This is a genomic window from Pseudomonas haemolytica, from assembly GCF_009659625.1.
Lineage (GTDB): Bacteria > Pseudomonadota > Gammaproteobacteria > Pseudomonadales > Pseudomonadaceae > Aquipseudomonas > Aquipseudomonas haemolytica.
This window is the reverse complement of the sequence record NZ_VOIW01000003.1, coordinates 721,218-739,569: the sequence shown is the minus strand read 5'-3', so window position 1 is coordinate 739,569 and position 18,352 is coordinate 721,218. Positions and strand designations below refer to the sequence as shown.

Genomic DNA, 18,352 nt, shown 5'->3' with positions numbered 1-18,352 from the left:
CCGGCAGAGAAAAATGTCAGGCGCGCCAACGCCAACGGGCGTGTGCCTTGACTACTCGCATCAAGAGTTTGCTGATGATCAACACGGGGAGGGTCTCGTTCATACGTTCAGGCACAGTAACGTAGCCTCGCCAACGGTGCAATATGGAGCAGCAAATACGGGGAGGTGCGTAGGCAGATTCCGCATATCCCTACAGAAAATGCCAGATTTTTTGCTAGTGTTTGACTTCCGACACAAAAACAACCAAATGGAATCTCGTATGTTCAGACCAGCGTCATTCGCCCCCCTTGCCGGCTGTCTTTTGTCACTGGCCTGCGCCCAGGCGTTTGCAGCCCCGTCACCTTATTCGACGATGGTGGTTTTCGGTGACAGCCTGGCCGATGCGGGCCAGTTCCCCGATGGCTCGAATGGCTCCACGCTACGGTTTACCAACCGTACAGGCCCGACGTTCCAGGGTGAGTACGGCCTGGTTTCGTCGACCCTGCTGGGCGCTAAACTGGGGGTAGCTGCCAACGACTTGAACGCCTCGACCTCACCGGTTCGCGCCGCACAAGGCTTGCCAGACGGTAACAACTGGGCGGTCGGGGGCTACCGTACCGACAATATCCTCGACTCGATTACCTCAGTCTCCGATGCCGCGATCCCACCCGGCAACCCGGGAGGGGGTACAGTTTTGCGCAGTCGCCAAGGCTATCTGCCAGCCAACGGCGGGCGGGCCGACCCCAATGCACTGTATTTTCTCTCCGGCGGCGGCAATGACTTTCTTCAAGGGCGTGTACTCAGCCCCGAACAAGCGGTCGCCGCCGGCGGGCGCCTGGCTGACAGCGCCCAGGCCCTGCAACAAGCCGGTGCGCGTTACATCATGGTGTGGATGTTGCCTGACCTCGGGCTGACGCCGGCGATCAATGGCACACCACAACAGGCAGCAACCTCGGCCCTGAGCAATATATTCAATCAGTCATTGGTTCAGCGCCTGTCGTACGTCGACGCCCAGGTTATCCCGTTGAATATCCCGTTGCTGCTGAAGGAAGCCTTCGCTGATCCTGCGCGCTTCGGCCTTGCCACAGGCCAGAACCTGACCGGTACTTGCTTCAGCGGCAACAGCTGCACCGCCAACCCAACCTATGGCATCGGCGGCACCCACCCGGACCCGACGAAGCTGATCTACAACGACTCGGTCCACCCCACGGTGGCGGGGCAACAGTTGATCGCCGACTACGCCTATTCGCTGCTTGCGGCGCCCTGGGAGCTGACCTTGCTGCCGGAAATGGCCCAAGGCACATTGCGCGCCCACCAAGACGAGCTGCGCAATCAATGGCAAGCAGACAACGGCAACTGGCAAGCCATCGGCCAATGGCGTGCAATCGTAGCCGGTGGCGGTCAGCATCTGGATTTCGATGACCAGAGCAGTTCGGCCAGTGGCGACGGCAGTGGCTACAACCTGAATATCGGCGGCAGCTACCGGCTCGATGAAAATTGGCGCGTAGGTGTTGCCGCTGGCCTGTATCGGCAGACACTCGAAGCCGGGGCCAACGACTCGGACTACAAGCTCAACAGCTACATGGGTACGGCATTCGCGCAATATCAGCAAAATCACTGGTGGGCCGATGCCGCATTGACCGGCGGCAAGCTGGACTTCGACAATCTCAAGCGCAAGTTCGCCCTGGGCGTCAGCGAAGCGTCCGAAAAAGGCGACACCGATGGCTGGCTCTGGGCCTTGAGCGGTCGGGTGGGTTATGACCTTGCTGCGCCGGGCAGCGACTGGCACCTGTCACCGTTCATCAGCGCCGATTACGCACGCGTCAAAGTGAATGGCTATTCGGAGAAAAACAGTCGCTCCACCGCACTCACCTTTGATGATCAACAACGCGACTCCAAGCGCCTGGGTGTCGGCCTGCAGGGCAGCTACCGCATCACACCAATGACCCAGGTGTTTGGCGAAGTAGCCCACGAGCATGAGTTTGAGAATGACACCCAGAAGGTGAACATTTCACTCAACAGTGTTCAGGGGATCAACTTCAAGCTGGACGGGTATACACCTCGCAGCAACTCCGACCGTTTGAGCCTGGGAGTCAGCCACAAACTGACGCAAGAGCTGGCGCTGCGCGCGGCATACAACGTGAGGAAGGATGACAATTTGACCCAGCAAGGGGTCAGTGTCGGGGTGAGTCTGGATTTTTGACACGGACTCAAACCAACACAAAACTGATGTGGGAGGGAGCTTGCTCCCGATAGCGGAGTGTCAGTTGACTTGCCCATCAACTGAAAGAAAGCCATCGGGGGCAAGCCCCTCCCACATTTTCATCTGTATCTGGCTCTAGTCTTGCGAGGTTTGCTCTGCCAGCGCCACGGCACGAAACATCGCCCGGCGCTTGTTCAAGGTTTCTTCCCATTCAAGGGCCGGCACCGAGTCAGCCACAATCCCGCCACCGGCCTGCACATGCAGTTCGCCGTCCTTGATCACCGCGGTGCGGATCGCAATCGCAGTGTCCATATTGCCGTTCCAGGCGAAATACCCTACAGCACCGCCATAGACACCCCGCTTGACCGGCTCCAGTTCGTCGATGATTTCCATCGCTCGGATCTTAGGGGCGCCCGACAAGGTGCCCGCCGGCAAAATCGCCCGCAACGCATCCATCGCCGTCAGCCCTGCCTTCAATTCGCCGGTAACGTTGGACACGATATGCATCACGTTGGAATAGCGCTCGATGACCATTTTCTCGGTAAGTTTCACCGAACCGATTTCCGAGACACGCCCGGTATCGTTGCGCCCCAGGTCGATCAGCATCAGGTGCTCGGCGATTTCCTTGTCGTCGCTGAGCAGGTCCTCTTCCAGCGCCACATCCGCTTCTTCGGTCGCACCACGCGGGCGAGTGCCGGCAATCGGGCGCACGGTGATCAAGTTGTCTTCGACACGCACCAGCACTTCCGGCGAACTGCCCACGACGTGGAAGTCGCCAAAGTTGAAGAAGTACATATACGGCGTCGGGTTGAAGCAACGCAGCGCACGGTACAGGTCAATCGGCGCAGCCTTGAAGTCGATGGACATCCGTTGCGACGGCACCACTTGCATGCAGTCACCGGCAAGGATGTATTCCTTGATGGTATCGACCGCGCGCTCGTAGTCATCCTGGGTAAAGCTGGAACGGAACACCGGGTCGGCCGCGGGTGGGCGGCTGAGGTCCAGGCCGCGACGCGGGGTAATCGGCTGGCGCAGTTTTTCCAGCAACGCTTCAAGGCTGGCCTGGCCTTGCTCGAAGGCATCCCCTTGGGCGGGGTCGGCGAGGACAATCGCATGCATCTTGCCGGCAAGGTTGTCGAACACCACCACGGCGTCGGAGACCATCAGCAAAATGTCCGGCACACCCAATGGGTCCGGGTTCGGGCACTTGCCAAGACGCTTTTCCACATACCGCACGCAGTCGTAGCCGAAATACCCCACCAGGCCACCGTTGAAGCGCGGCAGGCCAGGGATGGTCGGAACGTTGTAGCGCGCCTTGAAGGTTTCGACGAAGGCCAGCGGGTCTTCTACGTCGTGGCTTTCGATCTCGACGCCATCATGGGTGATGCTCACATGATGGTCGTGCACCCGCAGCACCGTTCGGCACGGCAGGCCGATAATCGAGTAACGGCCCCACTTCTCGCCGCCCTGTACCGACTCGAGCAGGTACGAGTTGGGCTCATCGGCCAGTTTCAGGTAGATCGACAGCGGTGTATCGAAGTCGGCCAGGGTTTCGCAGGCCAGGGGAATACGGTTATAGCCGGCAGCGGCCAAACGCAGGAATTCTTCACGGATCATGGGGTGCCTCGTGGCTTGAGGGTCAAACGGTCAGGTAGGCAAACGTGCCGCAGCGCGGCAAGGATCAGTCAGGCGCGCCAACGCCAGCGGGCCAGGGCCTTGATGACTTTCATCCAGAGTTTGCGAGTGACCACCACGATGGAGTTTCCAGAAGGGGACGGATCAATGTCAGGCAACGTTATCTCAGCGCCCGCTCCCAGGCAACCGGGGATTAGCAGTCGCAGGTCGTCAATTACAAGTGCCGGCGATTCTTCTGCAATCGGCCGCCCATGGTTGTAGCCGTAGCTCAACGCCACGCACTTCACCCCGGCCGCTTTGGCCGCCAGCACATCACTGCGCGAATCACCCACAAACAACGATTGGGATGCAGGGATATTGGCCATTTTCATCACGAAGAACAGTGCCGCCGGGTCAGGCTTTTTCTGCGGCAAGGTATCGCCACCGATGATCCAGCGGAAATAACGGCCGATCTTCATCTGGTCCAACAGCGGCGCGACGAAGCGCTCCGGCTTGTTGGTGATCAAGGCCATTTCCACACCCTGCTTGCTCAGCCATTTGAGGGTGTCACGTACGCCGGGGTACACCACGGTGAGCTCGTGGCCATTTTCATAGGCCACATTGAACAACTCCAGGGCGTGTTCGGCCTCGACGTCATCCACGCCTTCGGCGTCAATATGATTGGCCAGGGCTCGACGCACCAGCATCTGCACGCCGTTCCCCACCCATTCGCGCACCGACTCGATTCCCGCCGGCTTGCGCCCAAGCTTGAGCAGCATCTCATCCACCGCCGCCGCCAGGTCGGGCACCGAATCGATCAAGGTACCGTCCAGGTCGAACATCACCAGCCGTGGCAGCTTGCCAGGGAACAGCTGCTCAAAACCGCTCATGGACGCGCCAGCGCCAGTTCGGCACGCATCTTGTCGATGACTTCCTGGTAGTCCGGGGCATTGAAGATCGCCGAGCCGGCCACAAAGGTGTCAGCGCCAGCAGCAGCGATCTCACGGATATTGTTGACGTTGACCCCGCCGTCGATTTCCAGGCGGATATCGCGGCCGGACGCATCGATCAGTGCGCGGGCTTCGCGCAGCTTGTTCAGCGTGCCAGGGATAAACTTCTGCCCGCCGAAGCCCGGGTTGACGCTCATCAGCAAGACCATGTCGACCTTGTCCATCACGTACTCAAGCACGCTCAGCGGGGTGGCCGGGTTGAACACCAGGCCCGCCTTGCAGCCGCCTTCGCGGATCAGTTGCAGTGTGCGGTCGACGTGCAGGGTGGCTTCCGGATGGAAGGTGATGTAAGTCGCACCGGCCTCGATGAAGTCACCGACGATACGGTCCACCGGGCTGACCATCAGGTGCGCATCGATCGGCGCGGTAATGCCATATTTGCGCAACGCCGCACACACCATCGGGCCGATGGTCAGGTTGGGTACGTAGTGGTTGTCCATGACATCGAAGTGCACGAAGTCGGCGCCGGCGGCCAACACCTTGTCCACTTCCTCACCCAGGCGGGCGAAGTCGGCGGAGAGAATCGATGGAGCAATGACGAAGGGCTGCATGACGCACCTTTTTTGAGCTAAATCACGATGGCGCGCATTGTATACCTCATGCTTTGCTGCGCGCACCGTGACCTACCTCAATGGTCAGTAAGCCGCCCGGTAGATTTTCTCGATATCGACTGCGCTGAGCTGACGCGGATTATTGCGCATCAGGCGTTCGATACCTGCCGCCTCCGTGGCCATGGACGCAATGGCATCCTCAGGCACCCCGAAGCTGCGCAGCCCCGCCGGTATTTCCACTGCGGCACACAGTCGCGTCATCGCCTCGACGGCTTGGTCGGCGGCATCATTGACACTCAGCCCCGTGATATTCACTCCCATGGCCTGAGCAATATCTTGCATTCGTTCAACGCACGCCAATTTGTTCCAATGCATTACATAGGGCAATAACAGCGCGTTGCTCACACCATGGGCGATATTGAAGCGCCCACCCAGCGGGTACGCCAGCGCATGCACGGCGCCGACCCCGGCATTTCCGAATGCCATGCCCGCCATGAGGCTGGCGGTGGCCATGTCGTCACGGGCCTGCAAGTTGGCGGGGTTGGAATAAGCCTTGGGCAATGCGTTGGCAATCAGCTTGATCGCACCGATGGCCAGGGCGTCGGTGATCGGCGAGGCATTCAGCGACAGGTAGGATTCGATGGCATGCACCAAGGCGTCCACACCACTGGCTGCGGTGACACTGCGCGGGCAGGTCAGGGTCATTTGCGGGCTGATCAGCGCGACATCCGGCAGCAGATAGTCGCTGACGATGCCTTTTTTCAGCTGTGCGGCCTTGTCGGAGAGGATCGCCACATTGGTCACCTCCGAGCCGGTGCCGGCCGTGGTCGGGATGGCGATCAGCGGCGGGCCCTTGCGCGGCACCTGGTCTACACCGAATAAGTCCGCCAGCGCGCCGTGGTAGCCGGCATAGGCCGCCACGCTCTTGGCGATATCGATGGCGCTGCCGCCGCCCACACCAATCAGGCCGTCGTGCCCGCCTTCGCGGTACACACGCATGCAGTCTTCGACAATGGCGATTTCCGGGTCGGGCAGCACACGATCGAAGATTTCGTAGACGCGCTCACCCAGATGCTCCAGAGCCAGCGCCACCGTGCCGGACTTGACCAGCGCGGCGTCGGTGACGATCAGCGGGTTATCCACATCCAGACGCGTGAGCTCAGACGCCAGTTGTTCGATGGCGCCCGCGCCGGTCAGGAGTTTATGGGCGATCTTGAATGAGGAAGTACTCATGTGCGCGGCCTCTTATTAATGTTGGGCTGGCACAAGAATAGCTGCCCATGGCGTGTTGTCTGCCATTCATTGGTTGAATAGTCAGAGAGCCCAGACGCCGCCCCACTCTTAAAGGCAAAGTACAAACAGCCGATAACCGGCAGTTAGCGAAAACCACGCGTCACAGCACTGACAAATACTGACCAACCCATTAGGCTGCTGGAATCACTTCTGGCCGGGAATTAACGATGCTCTTTCTCCACCGTTCGGCACTGCCAGCATTGTGCCTGTCGCTACTATTTACCAGCGCCATGACTGTTCAGGCCGCCGATGCGCCGGCGCCCGCCACCGAAAAGCCGGCTGAACGCCAACCCCTGCCCGAGCGTAGCCAGGCAGAAACCAGCGGTCTCGAACGGCAGATTCCGCCACAGGAACAACAACAGCTGCAAGCTGGCAGCGATTCGTTCCTGGCGCTATGGAAACCCGCCAACAGCGCTGAAGCTGAAGGCGTGGTGATCATCGTACCGGGAGCTGGGGAGAACGCTGACTGGCCGCAGGCAATCGCCCCCTTGCGGCGCAAATTGCCCGACGCCGCCTGGGGCACCCTCAGCCTGTCATTGCCGGACGTGAATATGGACACCCTGCCGCCACGCGTCATCGAACCGCCCAAGGCGGCCGTCGATACCAGCAGCAAGGACGGCAGCACGGTGGCCAAGCCCGTCGAACAGGCCGCCAGCGCCGAGGCCGAAGGTACTGACCCGGCGGTGGTGCCGGGCGCCGATGAACAGGACAAGACCGACGCCAAGCGCATCTTCGATCGTATCGACGCAGCAGTCGCCTTTGCCCAGACCCAGAGCGCGCGCAGCGTGGTATTGCTCGGCCATGGCACCGGCGCCTGGTGGGCCGCACGGTACTTGAGCGAGAAACAACCCGCCCAGGTGCAGAAGTTGGTCATGGTGGCCGGGAAGACGCCCGCGGCTCGACACCCGGACCTGCAGCAACTGGCGCCGAGCTTGAAGGTGCCTACGGCGGATGTGTTCTATCAAGACGGTGCCCAGGAGCGCAAAGACGCTCAGGAACGTATCCAGGCGGCCAAGCGTTCGAAGAATGCAGGCTATAAGCAGGTTTCGCTCACGGCGTTGCCCGGCAATAGCGCAGCGGAGCAGGAACAGTTGTATCGGCGGGTCCGTGGATGGTTGAGCCCGCAGCCCGGTGCCGACTGATCACAAATTTGAACGCAATGTAGAACCAATGTGGGAGGGGGCTTGCTCCCGAAGGCGGTGCATCAGCTGACACATGTGCTGACTGGCACCCAGCTATCGGGAGCAAGCCCCCTCCCACATTGGATTGGGTTTTCAGGCCAATAGCCTCAGCGAAAATCCCGCCGCTCGCGAATCAACGCATAGGCGCTATGCAGCTCACGGGTGCGCTCGGTCGCCTCTCGCACTTGCGCGGGGCTGGCACCGCTGCCGGCGATCTTGTCCGGGTGGTGACGGCTGAGCAGGCGACGATAGGCGCGTTTGATCACCGAGGGTTCAGTGGTTGCCGTCACCCCCAGAATCCGCAGCGCCTCCTGATAGCCCCCGCTACGACTCACCACCGGCTTACGCTGCGGCGCGTAATCGGCCGCCAACGCCTGAAGTTGTTGCGGCGTCCACCCCAGCCACTTGCCCCACAGGTCAATCAGGTCGCGCTCGGCATCATCCGCCCGGCCGTCCGCCCAGGCCATGCGCCAACAAGCGCGCAATACGCCTTCCGCCGCATGAGGCTGCGCCTTGAGCACACGCAGGTAACTGCGCACTCGATCGGTGCCGGACTTACCTCGGTTGAATGCCGTGATGGCGCGGCGCTGAGCCGGCTCGGACATGTCCAATGAACGCATTTCCTGACGAGCCTGCTGGATATGCCCATCCACAATCCGGCCATTACTCTTGGCCAGTCGCCCCAGCAGCACAAACAACAGTTCGTCGTTGCGCAATACCGGGCGCCCGCCCAAGCGTTCGCGCAACTGCGCCCAACTGTGCAATTGCAGGCGGCGATCCAGCGCCTGCCCCAGCAATGCACCCAACAAGGCCCCCGGTATGCTGGCAATGGCAAAGCCAGCCCCGGCGCCGATCAGCGTCCCTGGCCACAACATCCTACTGCCCCGTTGTCAGCAAAGTTTCGACCTGCGCCAGTCGCTCCAGCGTCCCGACATCCACCCAGCGTCCCGTCATATGCTCCCCCGTTACCCGTCCTTTGGCCATGGCCGCCCGCAACAGCGGGGCCAGCTTGAAGGCACCGGCGCTGCAACCCGCGAACAATTGAGGGTCAAGCACTGAAATGCCACTGAAGGTCAGGTTATCGGCACCGGGCGCGGCATCATGAAGCAAACCCTGGTCCAGGTAAAAATCCCCTCCCGAGGGGTGATGTGCCGGGTTGTCGACCATCACCAGATGGGCCAGGCCCTGGAGCGGCCGTTTCAATTGGCAGAAGTCGTAATCGGTCCAGATATCACCATTGATCACCAGAAAGGGCTCGTCTCCCAGCAACGGCAATGCCTGGTAGATTCCGCCGCCGGTTTCCAGCGGCTCACCTTCGGCTGAATACTGGATGCGCAGGCCAAACTGCGAACCGTCGCCCAGGTAGCTTTCAATCTGCTGGCCAAGCCAGGCGTGGTTGATCACGATCTCGGTGAAGCCGGCTTTCGCCAGCGCTTCGAGGTGATATTCGATAAGCCGTTTACCGCCCGCTTGCACCAGCGGTTTGGGCGTATGCAACGTGAGCGGACGCATGCGCTCACCTTTGCCCGCGGCCAGGATCATCGCCTTCATACGCTGGCCTCGGCGGGTTGGTGCAGGCTGGCGAGTAGTTCGCCCAGTTCGCTCAGTTCAGGTCGGTCGGCGATCACCGCATCTATATAAGCAAAGAAGCGCGGCACGTCGGCCAGGTAGCGTGGCTTGCCGTCGCGGTGGCAAATGCGCGAAAAAATGCCGATGACCTTGAGGTGACGCTGCACGCCCATCAGGTCGCTGGCGCGCAGGAAGTCTTCAAAATCGTCCTGCACCGCAATTCCCAACTGCCCCGCGCGCTGCCAGTAGCCGTGCTGCCAGTCTCGCACGCGGGCCTGGGGCCAACTGAGGAAGGCGTCCTTGAACAGGCAAGTGATGTCGTAGGTCACTGGGCCGTAGACCGCATCCTGGAAATCCAGTACGCCAGGGTTTGGCTCGCTGATCATCAGGTTGCGCGGCATATAGTCGCGATGCACCAGCACCTTGGGTTGCGCCAGGGCACTATCGATCAACTGCTCGCTGACACGCTGCCAGAGAGCCTGTTGCTCAGCGTCAAAGTCGATCCCCAAGTGACGGCGTACGTACCATTCCGGGAACAATTCCAGCTCGCGACGCAACAAGGCCACGTCGTAGCTGGGCAGCGGTGCGTCCATCGGCAATTGCTGGAACGCGAGCAAAGCGTCGATGGCATCGGCAAATAATTGATCGGCGTTTTCACCGTCAATCACGTCCAGATAGGTTTTTCTGCCCAGGTCATTGAGCAAAAGAAAACCTCGGGGCAAGTCTTCTGCATAAATTTTTGGCACATTTATTCCCGATTTCGCGAGCAAATCCGCGATATCGACGAAAGGTTTGCAGTTTTCCTGGGGGGGTGGCGCGTCCATTACGACGAACGTATGCGCACCGCCCTCCCAGCGGAAGTAACGCCTGAAACTCGCGTCGCTGCTGGCCGCGGTCAATGTGGCCGGGGGTACGGGGCCCCAGTCCTGAGCGTTGAAAAGAATTGGCAACTGCTCATCCAGCCAGACTTCCAGCTGTTGTAAACGTAGATCTTGCTCGGGCATTACAAGGGTCTCCGACGGCGCTAGCCGTCAAGCGGGGCATGCTTTATTATCACGCATCTTTTTCAGACCATCGAGAGGCGTGCGGCCCAAACCGCGGGCAGATGGCACGCAGGAAGCCCGGACTAATAAGATGGCATTGAAATCCCCCGCGTTTCGTAGAAAATTTCCGTTGCTGGTAACCGGCAGTCTGCTGGCCTTGCAACCTTTCGCCACCTCATTCGTGGTCGCCGCGGAACAGTATGACTGCTCAGTCTCTGCTTCGGGTGCCTGGGATTGCGCGCCGAAAACCGCCGCCGCCCCATTGCCACCGCGCCCGGTGCATGACGGCTCTGCCGTCAGCTCGGCCAACAGCACGCCGCAAGGCAAGGCTGAAGGCAGCGTCGACGCCGAGCCGAAGACCATGCTGGTCACCGAAGCCAAGGGCCGTGGCCTGCGTTCGCGCAGCGCCGACTACAGCCACCTGGACTGGGTGCCTCGTGAGAAACTGACTGCAGCGCAGTTGGCTGAAACCGGCCCTTACTGCAGCGGCGCCTACATCGAGCCGGTTCGTCCTGGCATGAATGACAAGACGAACAAGAGCGATGCGCCGACCTTCATCGGTGCCAAGGCCTCTCGTTACGAGCAGGAACAGCAGGTCGCAACCCTGGCCGGTGACGTGGTCATGCGCCAGGGCAGCATGCAGCTGGAAGCGGACGAAGCCAGCCTGTACCAGGCCGAGAACCGTGGCGAGCTGAACGGCAAGGTGCGTCTGCGCGACAACGGCGCCCTGATCGTGGGTGACCATGCCCAGGTCCAGCTCGACACCGGCGCCGCCCAGATCGACAACGCCGAATACGTGATGCACAAGTCACGCATCCGCGGTAACGCGCTGTACGCCAAGCGTGCAGAGAACGCGATCATCCGTCTCAAGGACGGTACGTACACCACCTGCGAGCCAGACAGCAATGCCTGGCAGCTCAAGGGCAACAACATCACGTTGAACCCGGCCACCGGTTTCGGTACGGCTACCAACGCGACGTTGCGGGTCAAGAATATCCCGATCCTGTACACCCCTTACATCTACTTCCCGATCGACGACCGTCGTCAATCGGGCTTCCTGCCGCCAAGCTTCAGTACCGGCAGCGAGACGGGCTTCACCCTGGTGACGCCGTACTACTTCAACCTGGCACCGAACTACGACGCCACGTTGTACCCGCAGTACATGACCAAGCGTGGCTTGTTGATGGAAGGCGAATTCCGCTACCTGACCAAGTCCAGCGAAGGGCAGTTTGGTGGGGCGTATCTGAATGATGATAGCGACGAGCGCAAGAAACAGACCGATTACGAAAAAACTCGCTACATGCTCAATTGGCAGCATAGGGGTGGTCTGGATTCGCGCCTGTCGACACTGGTTGACTACACCAAGATCAGTGATCCGTTCTACTTCCAAGATTTGAAGGCCTATCAGGAAGGCGTTCAGAGCCAGGACTTCCTGAACCAGCAAGGTGCTTTGACCTATCGCGGGGACTCCTATCAGGCTCGCCTGAATGTCCAGTCGATGCAGTTGGCCACGATTTCACAAATCACGCCGTATGATCGACTCCCGCAAATCACCTTTAATGGCTTGCTGCCGTACCATCCGGGTGGGGTCAATCTGTCCTATGAGACAGAAGCCGTAAGATTCGACCGCCACCTCAGAAGCGGCAATGTGGTTAACGAAGATGGCGGGCCATTCAACAATGGGATTATTGGTGAACGACGCCTGGATAACTACGTCAACGGCCTGACCCGTGCAAACGGTACGCGCTTGAATGTAGCGCCGGCCATCGAGTACCCGATGACCTCGAGCTACGGCTTTATTACGCCAAGGCTCAAATACGTCTACACCAAGTATGACCTCGACCTGGACAGTAAAGGTAAGCAGGACATCGCCGACGGGCAATTGGCCGCCACGGTGCCTGGTGCAGCTCCTTACGCGGGCGGTGTGTTCAAAAGCTCGCAAGATCGTGCAGTACCCATTGCCAGCATCGACAGCGGTCTCTTCTTTGATCGCAATACCAACTGGTTCGGCAAAGACTATCGCCAGACCCTCGAGCCGCGCGCGTTCTACCTTTATGTTCCCAATAAAGACCAGAGCGATATCCCGGTTTTCGACTCGGGTGAATACTCGTTCAGCTACGCGTCGCTGTTCCGTGACAACCGCTTCGTCGGTAATGATCGGATCGGTGATGAGAACAAGCTGTCCCTGGGCGTAACCAGCCGCTGGATCGAAGAAAACGGTTTCGAACGCCAACGTGTGAGCGTCGGTCAGGCCTTGTACTTCAAGGATCGTGAAGTTCAACTGCCAGGCGTTTTGGCCGCCGACCGTGCAGACGCCCAGAGTGATGTATCGCCGATCGCCCTGGAATATGAGTTCCGCTTCAACCGTGACTGGCGTGCGACGGCCGACTATAACTGGGACACTGAAAACCACACCCCACGTTCGGGCAGCGCAATGTTCCACTACCAGCCGGAAGATAACCCGAACAAGGTGGTCAACCTCGGCTACCGCTATCGGAACGATCAGATCGTCTACAACCAGTTGACCGGCAAGTGGCAGTTCGGTGGTGACTTCGGCAAAGAAGGCGATCCTGGCTTCGTGAAGGATTACTACAAAATCCAGCAACACGACTTCTCGATGATGTGGCCGATCGTTCCGCAGTGGAACCTGATCACCCGCTGGCAGTATGACTATGCCCGCAACCGTACCCTGGAAGCCTTCGGTGGTTTCGAGTACGACAACTGCTGCTGGAAACTGCGCGTCATCAACCGCTACTGGGTTTCCAACGACGAATACAGCCAGATCGCCCCGCAGAACGAAAAGGGTGACCACGGGCTCTTCCTCCAGATCGTCCTTAAAGGACTCGGCGGCCTGACCGGCGCCAAGGTAGAGAGCTTCCTCGACAAAGGCATTGAAGGTTATCGTGAACGTGAAGACAAAGCTTTCTGATCGCTTGCGCCCGCTAGTACTGGGCGCGCTGTTCCTGGGCACCGTATCGGCACACGCCGCGGTCCAACAGCTGGATAAAGTAGCGGCCATCGTCGACAACGACGTGATCATGCAAAGCCAGCTGGACCAACGGGTCAAGGAAGTTCAGCAAACCATCGCCAAGCGTGGCGGTGGCGTGCCACCTACCAGCGTCCTGGAACCGCAGGTGCTGGAGCGCCTGATCGTCGAAAACCTGCAACTGCAGATCGGCGAACGCTCCGGCATCCGTATTTCGGACGAAGAACTGAACCAGGCCGTTGGTACCATCGCTCAACGCAACAACATGAGCATTGATCAGTTCCGCGCCGCCCTGGCTCACGATGGTTTGTCCTATGAGGACGCTCGTGACCAGATCAAGCGCGAGATGATCATCAGCCGTGTGCGTCAGCGCCGTGTGGCCGAGCGGGTCCAGGTATCCGAGCAGGAAGTGAAGAACTTCCTGGCTTCGGACCTTGGCAAGATGCAGCTCTCCGAAGAACTGCACCTGGCCAATATCCTGATCCCAACGCCAGACAGCGCCAGCGCCGAGCAACTGAATGCCGCAGCCGCCAAGACTCAAGCGGTTTACGACCGCCTGAAGGCCGGGGCTGACTTTGCCCAGACCGCGATTGCCGTCTCCGGCAGCGATAACGCGCTGGACGGTGGTGACATGGGCTGGCGTAAAGCCGCACAACTGCCACCGCCGTTCGACCGTGAGTTGAGCGCCATGAACGTGGGTGAGATTACCCAACCGGCACGTACGCCAGGCGGTTTCATCATCCTCAAGCTGCTGGGCAAGCGCGGCGGCGAGACCTCGCTGAAAGACGAAGTACACGTTCGTCACATCCTGGTCAAACCAAGCGAAATCCGCACCGAGGCACAAACCAAGGAACTGGCCCAGAAGATCTACGACCGCATCGAAAGCGGCGAAGACTTCGCTACCCTGGCCAAAAGCTTCTCGGAAGACCCAGGTTCTGCCCTCAACGGCGGCGACTTGAACTGGATCGACCCGAAAGCCCTGGTGCCGGAGTTCCAGCAGGTCATGGCCGATACTCCGCAAGGCGTTTTGTCCAAACCGTTCAAGACTCAATACGGCTGGCATGTGCTTGAAGTCCTTGGCCGTCGTGCCACTGACAACACCACCCAGGCCCGCGAGCAGCAAGCCCTGACTGTACTGCGTAACCGCAAATACGACGAAGAGCTGCAAACCTGGTTGCGTCAGATCCGTGACGAAGCTTATGTAGAGAACAAGCTGCCAGGCGCCGAGCAAACAGGCACCGACCAGGCCGCCCAGTGAAACCCCAGCGTTTCGCCGTGACACCCGGCGAGCCGGCCGGCATTGGTCCAGACCTGTGCCTGCTGCTCGCCTCGCAACCCCAGCCACACCCCCTGATCGCCATTACCAGCCGCGACCTGCTCCTTGAGCGGGCCGCGCAACTGGGTGTGGCCGTCAACCTGCTGGACGTGGCACCAAGCAACTGGCCCGACCTGCCGGCACCCGCAGGCAGCCTATACGTATGGGATACCCCACTGCACGCCAAGGTCGTTGCCGGGCAACTGGACAAGGCCAATGCGGCGTTTGTGCTGCAAACCCTGACCCGTGCAGGCCAAGGCTGTATCGACGGCGACTTCGCCGGCATGATCACCGCCCCTGTGCACAAAGGTGTGATCAACGAATCCGGCATCGCCTTTTCCGGCCATACCGAATTCCTCGCTGAACTGACCCACACCGCTCAAGTCGTGATGATGCTCGCCACCCGTGGCCTGCGCGTGGCCCTGGTGACCACGCACTTGCCGCTGCGTGAAGTCGCCGATGCCATTACCGCCGAGCGCGTGGAGCGTGTCACGCGCATCCTGCATGCCGACCTGCAACAGAAGTTCGGCATTGCCCAACCGCGTATCCTGGTCTGCGGGCTCAACCCCCACGCCGGTGAAGGTGGCCACCTGGGCCATGAAGAAATCGACATCATTGAACCGACATTAGAGCGCCTGCGCCAAGAAGGCATGGACCTGCGTGGCCCATTGCCTGCAGACACTCTGTTTACCCCCAAATATCTGGAGCACTGCGACGCAGTGCTGGCGATGTACCATGACCAAGGGCTGCCCGTGCTGAAATACAAAGGCTTCGGCGCTGCAGTCAACGTGACACTGGGCCTGCCGATCATCCGCACCTCCGTCGACCATGGCACAGCCCTGGACTTGGCAGGCAGCGGCAAGATCGATACCGGCAGCCTGCACGTGGCCCTGGAAACCGCCTATCAGATGGCCGAGACCCGTATATGACTGAGCAATACCAACACCGGGCGCGCAAGCGCTTCGGGCAAAACTTCCTGCACGACGCTGGCGTAATCGACCGTATCCTGCGTTCCATCCATGCCAAGCCCGAAGACCGCCTGCTGGAAATCGGCCCGGGCCAGGGCGCGCTGACCCAGGGCCTGCTGGCCAGTGGTGGGCAACTGGATGTGGTGGAACTGGACAAGGACCTGATCCCGATCCTCAACCAGCAGTTCGCCGGCAAGCCCAACTTCAACCTGCACCAGGGCGACGCGCTGAAGTTCGACTTCAACAGCCTCAACGCCGCGCCCAACAGCCTGCGGGTGGTGGGTAACCTGCCGTACAACATTTCCACGCCGCTGATTTTTCACCTGCTGAACAACGCCGGGATCATCCGCGACATGCACTTCATGCTGCAAAAAGAAGTGGTGGAACGCCTCGCTGCCGGCCCTGGCGGCGGCGATTGGGGTCGTTTGTCGATCATGGTCCAGTACCACTGCCGCGTGGAGCACCTGTTCAACGTTGGGCCTGGCGCGTTCAACCCGCCGCCTAAAGTCGATTCAGCCATCGTGCGCCTGGTACCTCACGCCGTGCTGCCGCACCCAGCCAAGGACCATAAATTGCTGGAGCGTGTGGTACGCGAAGCGTTCAACCAACGTCGCAAGACCCTGCGCAACACACTCAAGGCCCTGCTGAGCACCGCTGAAATCGAAGCCGCCGGCGTCGATGGCAGCCTGCGCCCCGAGCAGTTGGACCTGGCCGCATTTGTACGCCTGGCCGATCAACTGGCCATTCAGCCGGCACCCGCCGCGGACTGAAGCCTGCGGTGTATGGCCAGACAGCATGTCTGGCCTAGTGCCCTCCTCATGGCCTAGACTGACCCGCATCTGCTGTCCTCCGCTTTTAAGGCCTCTTGCATGTCCGATCCTCGCTATAAGATCGACGTCAGCGTCGTCACCCGCTTCCTGGCGGAACAATCGCAACCTGAACAGAACCGCTTCGCCTTTGCCTACACCGTCACGGTGAAAAACAACGGGCTGGTACCGGCCAAGCTGCTGTCGCGCCACTGGGTTATCACCGACGGTGACGGCCAGGTCGAGGAAGTGCGTGGTGCTGGCGTTGTTGGTCAGCAACCCTTGATCGACAGCGGCGCCAGCCACACCTACAGCAGCGGCACGGTGATGACCTCCAAGGTCGGCACCATGCAAGGCTCGTATCAGATGAAGGCCACCGACGGCAAACTGTTCGACGCCGTCATCGCGCCCTTTCGCCTCGCTGTGCCCGGAGCCCTGCACTGATGGCGACGTATGCGGTCGGCGACCTGCAAGGCTGCCTGGAGCCTCTCAAGCGCCTGCTGGAGCGTGTAGCCTTCGACCCGGCAAATGATCGCCTGTGGCTGGTGGGCGACCTGGTCAACCGCGGCCCGCAGTCCCTGGAAACCCTGCGCTACCTCTATAGCCTGCGAGACTCCCTGGTGTGTGTGCTCGGTAACCATGACCTGCACCTGCTCGCGGCCGGCAGTAACATCGAACGCCTGAAAAAAGGCGACACCCTGCGGGAAATTCTCGAAGCACCGGATCGCGCTGAATTGCTCGACTGGCTGCGCCGACAAAAGCTCATGCATTACGACGAACGCCGCAACATGGCCTTGGTGCATGCAGGCATCCCGCCACAGTGGACGCTGAAAAAAGCCCTTAAATGCGCCGCAGAAGTTGAAAGTGCGCTGGCCGACGACAACCTGTACACCGCCTACCTCGACGGCATGTACGGTAACGAACCAGTGAAGTGGGACAACGACCTCACCGGCGTGCCCCGCCTGCGCGTGATCACCAACTACTTCACCCGCATGCGTTTCTGCACCGCCGAAGGCAAGCTGGACCTCAAAAGCAAGGAAGGCGTCGACACGGCGCTACCGGGTTATAAGCCCTGGTTCGCCCACAAGGAACGCAAGACCCGTGATACCAGGATCATCTTCGGTCACTGGGCCGCCCTGGAAGGCCGGTGCGACGAGCCCGGTGTGTTCGCCCTCGACACCGGTTGCGTGTGGGGCGGCGCCATGACCCTGATGAACATCGACACTGGCGAGCGCCTTGACTGCCAGTGTGAACCACCCCTTTCCATTACCCAGCCGGCCGCCGCCAAGTCATAGGAGCCCGCCATGAGCGAATTCAAGCGTATCCCCCCAGAACAAGCCCAGGCCCTGCGTGAGCAAGGTGCCGTAGTGGTTGATATCCGCGATCAACCCACTTACGCCGCCGCCCATATCACCGGCGCCCAGCACCTGGACAACGTCAACATCGCCGACTTCATCCGCGCCGCCGACCTTGATGCACCCCTGATCGTTGCCTGCTACCACGGCAATTCCAGTCAGAGCGCGGCCGCCTATCTGGTCAGCCAGGGCTTCTCCGACGTCTACAGCCTGGACGGCGGCTTTGAGCTGTGGCGTACGACCTATCCTGCAGAAATTTCCTCCGGCAATTCGCAATAATTTTTTTCACACCCCGCTACCCCGCGTGATGCTTGGGCTCGCGCCGTTTCTGACGAACGGCGCAGGCAAACTAATTGCGTATCGTGCCTTGACCTCCCGGATTCCGAACTATCCTTAAGCGCAGGCCATCCGAATCAGGGGAGAGCCGGTACACCGGCGTACGGGTCATCGGTAGCGTTTCAGGGTGTTCTGGGGGGAAA

16 protein-coding genes are annotated in these 18,352 nt (G+C 60.3%); 9 read left to right on the top strand and 7 right to left on the bottom strand.

Annotated features, from left to right (window positions below):
- Positions 1–259 precede the first annotated feature (259 nt).
- Entirely contained in the window at positions 260–2,182 is a 1,923-nt protein-coding gene (gene estP / locus FRT59_RS13790) for an esterase EstP (RefSeq protein WP_153837549.1), read from the top strand.
- A gap of 135 nt (positions 2,183–2,317) precedes the next feature.
- Here estP and trpE read toward each other — a convergent pair whose 3' ends face one another.
- The 4 genes from trpE to FRT59_RS13770 all read right to left on the bottom strand — a co-directional run bounded on the left by trpE (position 2,318) and on the right by FRT59_RS13770 (position 6,590).
- The gene (trpE, locus tag FRT59_RS13785; RefSeq protein ID WP_153871444.1) at positions 2,318–3,799 is read right to left on the bottom strand and encodes an anthranilate synthase component I; all 1,482 of its coding nucleotides are present in this window, start codon (positions 3,797–3,799) and stop codon (positions 2,318–2,320) included.
- Between the two features lie 68 nt (positions 3,800–3,867).
- Positions 3,868–4,686 (bottom strand): phosphoglycolate phosphatase, encoded by an 819-nt coding sequence (locus tag FRT59_RS13780; RefSeq protein ID WP_034116069.1) that lies wholly within the window; start codon positions 4,684–4,686, stop codon positions 3,868–3,870.
- Entirely contained in the window at positions 4,683–5,357 is a 675-nt protein-coding gene (gene rpe, locus FRT59_RS13775) for a ribulose-phosphate 3-epimerase (RefSeq protein WP_034116070.1), read from the bottom strand. The genes FRT59_RS13780 and rpe overlap by 4 nt, the downstream gene beginning before the upstream one ends.
- 84 nt (positions 5,358–5,441) lie before the next feature.
- Entirely contained in the window at positions 5,442–6,590 is a 1,149-nt protein-coding gene (locus FRT59_RS13770; protein ID WP_153871443.1) for an iron-containing alcohol dehydrogenase, read from the bottom strand.
- A 227-nt stretch (positions 6,591–6,817) separates the two neighbouring features.
- On the opposite strand from FRT59_RS13770, the gene FRT59_RS13765 reads away from it, so the two are divergent.
- Positions 6,818–7,792 (top strand): alpha/beta hydrolase family protein, encoded by a 975-nt coding sequence (locus FRT59_RS13765; RefSeq protein WP_153871442.1) that lies wholly within the window; start codon positions 6,818–6,820, stop codon positions 7,790–7,792.
- A gap of 146 nt (positions 7,793–7,938) precedes the next feature.
- On the opposite strand, the gene FRT59_RS13760 is transcribed toward FRT59_RS13765, so the two are convergent.
- The 3 genes from FRT59_RS13760 to FRT59_RS13750 are packed head-to-tail and all read right to left on the bottom strand — an operon-like array spanning position 7,939 to position 10,404.
- The gene (locus FRT59_RS13760) at positions 7,939–8,706 is read right to left on the bottom strand and encodes a TerB family tellurite resistance protein (RefSeq protein ID WP_153837545.1); all 768 of its coding nucleotides are present in this window, start codon (positions 8,704–8,706) and stop codon (positions 7,939–7,941) included.
- 1 nt (position 8,707) lies between these two features.
- Positions 8,708–9,382: an N-acetylmuramate alpha-1-phosphate uridylyltransferase MurU gene (gene murU / locus FRT59_RS13755; RefSeq protein ID WP_153871441.1), complete on the bottom strand. Its 675-nt coding sequence runs from the start codon at positions 9,380–9,382 to the stop codon at positions 8,708–8,710.
- Positions 9,379–10,404: an aminoglycoside phosphotransferase family protein gene (locus FRT59_RS13750; RefSeq protein WP_153871440.1), complete on the bottom strand. Its 1,026-nt coding sequence runs from the start codon at positions 10,402–10,404 to the stop codon at positions 9,379–9,381. The genes murU and FRT59_RS13750 overlap by 4 nt, the downstream gene beginning before the upstream one ends.
- Positions 10,405–10,534: 130 nt before the next feature.
- Between FRT59_RS13750 and FRT59_RS13745 the strand changes: the two genes are divergently transcribed.
- From FRT59_RS13745 to glpE, 7 genes are all read left to right on the top strand, one after another.
- Positions 10,535–13,372: an LPS-assembly protein LptD gene (locus tag FRT59_RS13745; RefSeq protein WP_153871439.1), complete on the top strand. Its 2,838-nt coding sequence runs from the start codon at positions 10,535–10,537 to the stop codon at positions 13,370–13,372.
- Complete coding sequence (locus FRT59_RS13740) at positions 13,353–14,687, top strand: peptidylprolyl isomerase (RefSeq protein ID WP_152612287.1); 1,335 nt, start codon at positions 13,353–13,355, stop codon at positions 14,685–14,687. Before FRT59_RS13745 ends, FRT59_RS13740 begins: the two co-directional genes overlap by 20 nt.
- Complete coding sequence (gene pdxA, locus FRT59_RS13735; protein WP_162524804.1) at positions 14,684–15,673, top strand: 4-hydroxythreonine-4-phosphate dehydrogenase PdxA; 990 nt, start codon at positions 14,684–14,686, stop codon at positions 15,671–15,673. The genes FRT59_RS13740 and pdxA overlap by 4 nt, the downstream gene beginning before the upstream one ends.
- A complete protein-coding gene (gene rsmA, locus FRT59_RS13730) occupies positions 15,670–16,482 on the top strand; it encodes a 16S rRNA (adenine(1518)-N(6)/adenine(1519)-N(6))-dimethyltransferase RsmA (protein ID WP_034116079.1) in 813 nt (270 codons plus the stop codon). Before pdxA ends, rsmA begins: the two co-directional genes overlap by 4 nt.
- Before the next feature lie 99 nt (positions 16,483–16,581).
- Positions 16,582–16,962 carry a Co2+/Mg2+ efflux protein ApaG gene (gene apaG, locus FRT59_RS13725; RefSeq protein ID WP_034116080.1) on the top strand — a complete coding sequence of 127 codons (381 nt, stop codon included), beginning with the start codon at positions 16,582–16,584 and terminating at the stop codon, positions 16,960–16,962.
- Positions 16,962–17,813 (top strand): symmetrical bis(5'-nucleosyl)-tetraphosphatase, encoded by an 852-nt coding sequence (locus FRT59_RS13720; protein WP_153837540.1) that lies wholly within the window; start codon positions 16,962–16,964, stop codon positions 17,811–17,813. Before apaG ends, FRT59_RS13720 begins: the two co-directional genes overlap by 1 nt.
- A gap of 9 nt (positions 17,814–17,822) precedes the next feature.
- Positions 17,823–18,152, top strand: a complete 330-nt coding sequence (gene glpE / locus FRT59_RS13715) for a thiosulfate sulfurtransferase GlpE (protein ID WP_034116082.1) — start codon at positions 17,823–17,825, stop codon at positions 18,150–18,152.
- Positions 18,153–18,352: the final 200 nt, after the last annotated feature.